At 70.2% G+C, this 6,682-nt stretch carries 6 protein-coding genes; 2 read left to right on the top strand and 4 right to left on the bottom strand.

Features of this window, described 5'->3' with window-relative positions; translation table 11 throughout:
• Nucleotides 1-408: 408 nt before the first annotated feature.
• Nucleotides 409-2,850 carry a PAS domain S-box protein gene (locus BM419_RS15390; RefSeq protein ID WP_091926919.1) on the top strand — a complete coding sequence of 814 codons (2,442 nt, stop codon included), beginning with the start codon at nucleotides 409-411 and terminating at the stop codon, nucleotides 2,848-2,850.
• A gap of 335 nt (nucleotides 2,851-3,185) precedes the next feature.
• Here BM419_RS15390 and BM419_RS15385 read toward each other — a convergent pair whose 3' ends face one another.
• The 4 genes from BM419_RS15385 to BM419_RS15370 all read right to left on the bottom strand — a co-directional run bounded on the left by BM419_RS15385 (nucleotide 3,186) and on the right by BM419_RS15370 (nucleotide 5,604).
• Entirely contained in the window at nucleotides 3,186-3,632 is a 447-nt protein-coding gene (locus BM419_RS15385) for a lysozyme inhibitor LprI family protein (RefSeq protein ID WP_091926918.1), read from the bottom strand.
• 101 nt (nucleotides 3,633-3,733) lie between these two features.
• Nucleotides 3,734-4,054, bottom strand: coding sequence for a YbjQ family protein (locus tag BM419_RS15380; protein WP_020094546.1), 321 nt, complete (start codon nucleotides 4,052-4,054; stop codon nucleotides 3,734-3,736).
• Between the two features lie 42 nt (nucleotides 4,055-4,096).
• A complete protein-coding gene (locus tag BM419_RS15375) occupies nucleotides 4,097-4,501 on the bottom strand; it encodes a lysozyme inhibitor LprI family protein (RefSeq protein WP_244540783.1) in 405 nt (134 codons plus the stop codon).
• A 50-nt stretch (nucleotides 4,502-4,551) separates the two neighbouring features.
• Complete coding sequence (locus tag BM419_RS15370) at nucleotides 4,552-5,604, bottom strand: hypothetical protein (RefSeq protein WP_091926916.1); 1,053 nt, start codon at nucleotides 5,602-5,604, stop codon at nucleotides 4,552-4,554.
• A 766-nt stretch (nucleotides 5,605-6,370) separates the two neighbouring features.
• On the opposite strand from BM419_RS15370, the gene BM419_RS15365 reads away from it, so the two are divergent.
• Nucleotides 6,371-6,628, top strand: coding sequence for a hypothetical protein (locus BM419_RS15365; protein ID WP_020094549.1), 258 nt, complete (start codon nucleotides 6,371-6,373; stop codon nucleotides 6,626-6,628).
• The last annotated feature ends 54 nt before the right edge of the window (nucleotides 6,629-6,682 follow it).

The following is a 6,682-nucleotide window of genomic DNA, read 5'->3' as shown; positions in this document are numbered from 1 at the left end:
CGACCCGCCAGTCGATGGGCATCTCGGCCCTGTCGCTGGCCAACTCCGCCCAGCAGGGCGTCCTCCAGCTCCTGCGGTAAGCGACACGCACCGCGTCGACCGAACGGCCGGAGTCGAACTCCGGCCGTTCGCGTTCGCGGGGTCCCGAGGCCGGATCCGGCCGGAACTCGAGAGACCGGTCCCGGCGGCACGACCGCCCGCAGCCCGCCGCTGTCCCCCGGATTCCCGTAGAGGCAGCGCCGGTCATCGCGGGTCGGGAACCGGCGGACCCGCCCCCTTCCGGCGTCGCAGGATCCGAACGCCCGGTGGCCAACGCCGGCACTGTCGGGACCAGAGGTCACACCCCCTTCTCGCATCCGCGTGCCGGTTGCGGTTGGACGCGGCGGCGGCTCCGGATAAGACCGGGCCATGAGCATCGAAGATCTTCGGGGGGAGGTCGAGCGGCTGCGTCGGCGCGAGCGCGCGCTGGTTGAGGAGAACGCGCGCCTGCGCGCGTCACAGGCCCCGGTCACCGCCCCGACAACCACTCTGGCCGGAGTCGGCACCGCCCGCTCCGACCTTCTGTTCACCGCCGCCGACAAGACCCGGATGGCGATGATCGTCACCGATCCGAACCTGCCCGACAACCCGATCGTCTTCGCCAACCGCGCCTTCCTGGAACTCTCCGGCTACTCGGCGGGGGAGCTGATCGGGCGCAATTGCCGCTTCCTGCAGGGGCCCGCGACGGATCCGGCCGATGTCGCCCGCATCCGCGATGCCATCGCCGCGCGGCGCGACGTGGTGGTCGAGCTGCTGAACTATCGGCGCGACGGCAGCACCTTCGTCAACGAACTCTACATCAGTCCCGTCTTCGGACCGCTCGGCGAGTTGCTGTTCTTCTTCGGCAGTCAGCTCGACCTCACGCGCTTCCGGCAGCGCGAGGCGCAGGCCGTCGAGCGGACCATCGCGCCGCGGCATGCCCGGGCGGACGACGGGGTGGGCTTCTGCATCGTCGAGCTGCGCTTCGACGGGGATGGCAGGGCCGCGGATTACCGCGTGGTGGAGACCAACGCCGCCTTCGAGGATCAGTCCGGCCTCGGCGCCGCGGCGGGACGCTGGATGAGCGCGCTCGAGCCGGACCACGCCCGACGCTGGTTCGACACCCTCGGTGACGTGGCGCGATCCGGCCACAGCGCCCGGTTCAAGGGAGCCCTGTCGCGAACGGGACCCATCCTCGACGTCCGCGCGATGCGGACCGGTAGCGGGACGCAGAACCGCGTCGCGATCCTTCTCGAGGATCCGGCGGCCCGGCAGGCGGACGAGGAGCGGCGGGAGGCCCGGACTCGCGACCGGAAGATCGAGCACGACCTGGTCTGGCGGACGAGCCGCGACCTTCTCGTGGTCTGCGCCCTCGACGGAACCTGCCAGGCGGTCAACCCGGCCTGGACGGAGCTGCTCGGGTGGCCGGCCGGCAGCTTGGTCGGCATCCGCATCGATACCCTGATCCATCCGGACGACGGCGAGACCGCGGCCAGCGCGTTCGAGACGCTGCGGACCGGCCACACGCTGTCGGACCTCGACGTCCGGTTCCGGACCGCCGACGGCGCGTATCGCTGGATCGCCTGGAACGCCATCGCGCGCGGGGACCGGTTCCACGCGACAGGGCGCGACGTCACGGAGCGCCGCGCCCTCGAGGAGCAGCTGCGTCAGTCGCAGAAGATGGAGGCCGTCGGGCAGCTCACCGGCGGCGTGGCGCACGACTTCAACAACCTGCTGACCGTCATCAAGTCGTCGACCGATCTGTTGAAGCGACCGGGCCTCAGCGAGGATCGGCGGGGCCGCTACGTCGATGCCATCGCCGACACGGTCGACCGCGCCGCCAGATTGACCAGCCAGTTGCTGGCCTTCGCGCGCCGGCAGGCGCTCCGGCCGTCGATCTTCGACGTGGTGCAGTCGGTGGCCGCCATCGCCGACATGGTCGGCACGCTGACCGGCGCGCGCATCCACGTCGCGACCGACACGGATGCCGGCACGGACGCGGACGGCCGCAGGCTGCGCTGCCACGTCGATGCCGACCCCAGCCAGTTCGACACGGCCCTCGTCAACCTCGTGGTGAACGCCCGCGATGCCATGCAGGGCGAGGGCCGCCTCGTGATCAAGGTGCGGCGCGCGGACCGCATCCCGGCGCTGCGGGCGCATCCGGCCGTGCCCGGCGATTTCGTGGCCGTGTCGGTCTCGGATACCGGCTCGGGCATCGAAGCCGACCTCCTCGAACGCATCTTCGAGCCGTTCTTCACGACGAAGGGCGTCGGCCACGGCACCGGCCTCGGCCTCAGCCAGGTGTTCGGCTTCGCCAAGCAATCGGGCGGTGACGTCGCGGTCGACAGCGTCGTCGGCGTCGGGACCACCTTCACGCTGTTCCTGCCCCGGTCCCAGCAGGCGGAGGTCCAGGAGGGCGTGCCGGACGAGCCGGAGCCGCTCGCCGAGGGTCACGGTACGCCCGTCCTCGTGGTGGAGGACAACGAGGAGGTCGGCGCCTTCGCCCGGCAAGCCCTCGTGGAACTCGGCTACAGGGCTGTCTGGGTGAAGGACGCGCAGGCGGCTATCGCCACGATCGAGGCGAACGGCCAGGAGATCGAGATCGTCTTCTCCGACGTGGTGATGCCGGGCATGAACGGTGTCGATCTGGCCCGGGAGATCAGGCGCCGTCGTCCCTACCTGCCCGTCGTCCTCACCTCCGGCTACAGCCACGTGCTGGCGTCGGAGGGCACCGACGGCTTCGAGCTCCTGCACAAGCCCTACTCGGTGGCCGACCTCAGCCGGGCCCTGCGCAGGGCGCTCCGGGAACGGTCGGCGCTGACCTTCGGCTGACGAGGTCGCATCCGACCGGACCGACGCGCGTTACGTCCCCGACCGCCCAAAGATTCGGACAGGACACCGCACCATGTCGTCGGATACGCCGCGTCCGGGAGACGACCCGCTGCCTCCCATCGACGATCCGCTGCCGGAGCCCGCACCGCCCGACGGGGACCCGCCGGCCGAGCCGCCGGCGCCGCGTCCTCCCGGTCCCATCGAAGCGGGGTGAGATCGGGCGCCGGACGGCCGTCCGCAGGCGCACGAAGACTGCATCGGGGCCGGAGGAGCTTCCGGCGGAACCGAAGTGTTCACCGGCCCGCGACGGGCCCCTGGCGATGCCGCGCCGCTTCTCAATGCAGCGGGTAGCGGCTCAGCAGGTCGGCCGTCCTCTGGACGGTCTTGTCGTAGAGGCAGGCGGGCAGCGCCGCATTCGCGCCGCTCCCGTTGGCCCACTCGCTGTCGGTCAGGTCGCCGCAATCCGCGTCCCGGAAGGCGATCCAGGCCCGCTGCGCCCGCTCGAGCCGCGTCTTCCAGAGCGCCCTGGCGTCGGGGTCCAGCGTGCGGTCGTCGTGATCGATCACCGACATCGCCTTCCTGTAGGCCGCGTTGAGCTTCGCGTCCGCCTCCTGCAGGGCGCGGGTCATGCACGCCGTCGTGCCCGGCGTGGAGGTCTCGGTCAGACACAGTTTCGCGGACGGCTGGTCGGCTCCGGCGGTCGTCGGCACGGCGAGGCAGGCGAGCAGCCCGGCAAGGACGGAAGCCGAAGCCTGCAGCAGGCGTTGGGGCTTGTGATTCATGGCTCTGGGATCCGGTTCGCGCGTCGCATCGACCCGGCTGAGGTGTCCTGCGCGCGGCGGGTGACGGCGGGTCGGAGCGGAACGCGGCCCTCGCCGCGACCTCAGCGTGCCTCGACGACCACGGCGGTGCCGTAGGCGACGACGCCCATCATCGACTGGTCGGTGTCCGCGGTATCGAAACGCATCATGACGACGGCGTTGGCGCCGAGTTGCGCCGCGTTCTGCGCCATGCGGTCGATCGCCTGCGACCGCGCCTGCTCGATCAGCTGGCTGTACTCGCTGATCTCGCCGCCCATGATGCTGCGCAGTCCGGCGGTGAAATTGCCCACCGCACCGCGGCTGTGCACCACGGCGCCGAAGCAGGGGCCGCGGACCTCGCGCACGTGGTAGTTCGGAATGTTCTCGGTCGTGACGATGATCATGGCAGCTCACTCAGCCGGGTGGTCGGGAAAGACGGGAGGCAGTCAGGGCGAGCACGACAGGTCGCCGCCCGGACACTTGATCTGGGCTGCCAAGTCCTGGATCCGCTGGCGCGTCAGCGTGATCTTGCACGCGCCCAGGAGCATCGGGGCGATGCTTCCGTTGTCGTCGGGCGTCAGCGTGTTGAAGCCGGTCCGCAGGTTGCACTCGGAATCGCGGAAGGCGATCCAGGCGCGCTCGGCGGCGACCAGATTGCGTCGGCCGTTCTCGTCGAGCTTGCTGCGCAGGGTCGCGTAGCGGCGGTTCAGCTCCGCATCGGCCCGGTCGAATTCCTGGGCCGTGCAGGTGTTGGCGTCCATCTGGTTCGCGGAGGCGCCGCAATCGACCTCCGCCGCGTATCCGGCGGTCGGGACGAGGATCACAGCAGTGAGAAAGGCGTTGCGCAGCATGGCGGACTCGGTGCGGGAGAGGGCGGACGACACGGCGGCCGATGCGCAGATCACGGGTCGTCGGACGCCGACTGTGCGTCGCGGGCCCGGAAGCCGTAATAGCCGCGGTCGGCGTCGTAGAGGACGTCGAAGCCGTTCAGGATATGCAGCCCCGTGTTGACGAAAGGCTGCGGGCGCACCGTGTTGAGGACGATGCGTTCGGGAGCGAGCGGCGCGGCTCGGTCGCCGACATCGATCGCGTAGCCGGCCGCGTCGCCGAACTGGAAGCCGAGGCGCGTTCCCGGGCGGAGCATGGCGTGATCGCCCGCATCGGCCCGGAGGCTGTCGGCGACCTGGGACGGCGGCAGCGTCAGGAACATGCCGCTGACACCGGTATCGAGGAGCCCCCGGCCGCAGGCGGCGGGCTCACGGCCGTCGACGGTGATGCAGACGGGAACGCCGAGCCAGTCGCCCGGCACGTGCGGGTGCGGGTCGAGCTTCACGAAGCGGTAGCGGCCGCGCGTGTTGGCGCGCGTCAAGCCGACATGCACGCCGCGTCGGGTCAGCACGTAGCCGCGGTGCACCGAACCGGGTCCCGGCGGCTCCGCGTTGAGGAGCGGATTGGTGTCCGGCGTGCTCTGCGTCTGGCTGTCGTCCTCGCGGCCGAAACCGATCCCCATCATCGCCACGTGGGCCGGCGTCATCTCGGGCGTGCAGCTGCGGGCGCGCGCGGTGCAGTCGATCCGGTCGACGGCGAGAACCCGGATGGGCTGCGTGACCACGCTCGCTCCATCGCGGCCGACGATGGAAACCGGGACGCGCACCCAGCGTCCGACCATGATCCGGCCGGAACTCGAGTAGGTCAGCCGTCCGGGCTCGCTCGGCAGGCGCTCGTTGTCGGGAATCCGAGCGGCTGAGACCACGATGCCGGTCGAACCGGTATCAACGAGCACCGGACGAGCCTCGCCGCCGAACGACAGGCCGAGGCGCGGGGACTTCGTGATGGCGTCGCCGGGTCGCGGCGCGTTGAGGAAGGGCAGGAAGATGCCGCGTCGGTCATCGCCGTAGCTCGGCCCATCGTCGGCCCGCGCCGGAATCGCCGGGCCGAGCAAGGCCGCGCTCACGATCCCGACGCCGAGGAGAGCCGAGACCGATCGGATGTGAGGGTCCCCGGGACGGACGCTCAGGCAAGCTGAGCGCGGAGGATGCTGAAACACCTGGCACATGTCGGCCCCGGGCGATGTCGTTTCCGAGACGACACCGAGCGCGATCCGCATCGGCGTCGAGAACAGCTCTGCAGTCCGCGCACGGTTACGCAGGCGTGGTGGACCGGAATCGGGCGTTCGGCGGCGAGAGCCAGTCCACCCTCAGGCGGTCGGGAGCACGATCCGGTCTGCCACGCGCGCAGCCTGTGCCACCACGAGAGATTTCATGAATACCTCTCAGATGAAGAGAAGCCCTTAACAGTATTCGCCGTCCATCGAGCAGGCTCTCACCGATCAGCGGACGCTGTATTGGCCCCTCTCCGATCCCGGGTCAACGAATATTGAGAAATAGTGTTACCGGTTCAGTAAGCCGGGATGGCTTGCGGCGGATGATGAGCATTCGACGCCGTCGCGTCGCGTGTTCTGGACCGAACGCAGCGCCCGCGTCGCTCTCGATCGGAGCGCGCCGACGGTCCTGAGGGTGAAGGCTGTTCGGGGTAACCCTGCCGTCGATGGTGACGGGCACCGCCGCCGTCGGGCGGTTTCCGGACGACCGACGCCATCTCGGCCGCGCCTGTCGGAAAAAATTTTCGCGTCACACCGCGCCGGCCGCACGAAACCGCGTCTGGCCGGCCCATGCCCCTGTCGAGGCGGACGATCCACCGCCCGACCAGGGAGACCCGAGATGACCAAGACCAAGATCCTCGTCCTCGCCGCCAGCCTTCTCTGCGCCGCGGGTCCCGCCCTCGCCCAAGAGGCCGCGCCGCAGCACGGGAACCAAGAGTTCCTCGGCGTCGATCTCGACAACGGCGGCGTCTATTACAACGGCCGCAACTCCGGCCGTTACTGCGTCTACCGCACGGTCGAGGTCTACAATCGCTACACCGGCTACTTCGAGGCTCGGCGCGCCCGCCGCTGCGGCCGCGGTCTCTACCTGCCGTGAGGAGCGAGACCATGCTGACCGCCCTCTCGCCGCTCCACCTCGCCGCCCTCAGCC

The sequence above is a fragment of the Methylobacterium sp. yr668 genome (genome assembly GCF_900116245.1).
Taxonomy (GTDB): Bacteria; Pseudomonadota; Alphaproteobacteria; order Rhizobiales; family Beijerinckiaceae; genus Methylobacterium.
This window is presented reverse-complemented; position numbering and strand designations above follow the sequence as displayed.

Coding starts and splice junctions, on each gene's coding strand:
- BM419_RS15380 (WP_020094546.1), bottom strand. CDS start 4,054: ATGATCATCGTCACGACCGAGAACATTCCGAACTACCACGTGCGCGAG.
- BM419_RS15365 (WP_020094549.1), top strand. CDS start 6,371: ATGACCAAGACCAAGATCCTCGTCCTCGCCGCCAGCCTTCTCTGCGCC.
- BM419_RS15375 (WP_244540783.1), bottom strand. CDS start 4,501: ATGCTGCGCAACGCCTTTCTCACTGCTGTGATCCTCGTCCCGACCGCC.
- BM419_RS15390 (WP_091926919.1), top strand. CDS start 409: ATGAGCATCGAAGATCTTCGGGGGGAGGTCGAGCGGCTGCGTCGGCGC.
- BM419_RS15385 (WP_091926918.1), bottom strand. CDS start 3,632: ATGAATCACAAGCCCCAACGCCTGCTGCAGGCTTCGGCTTCCGTCCTT.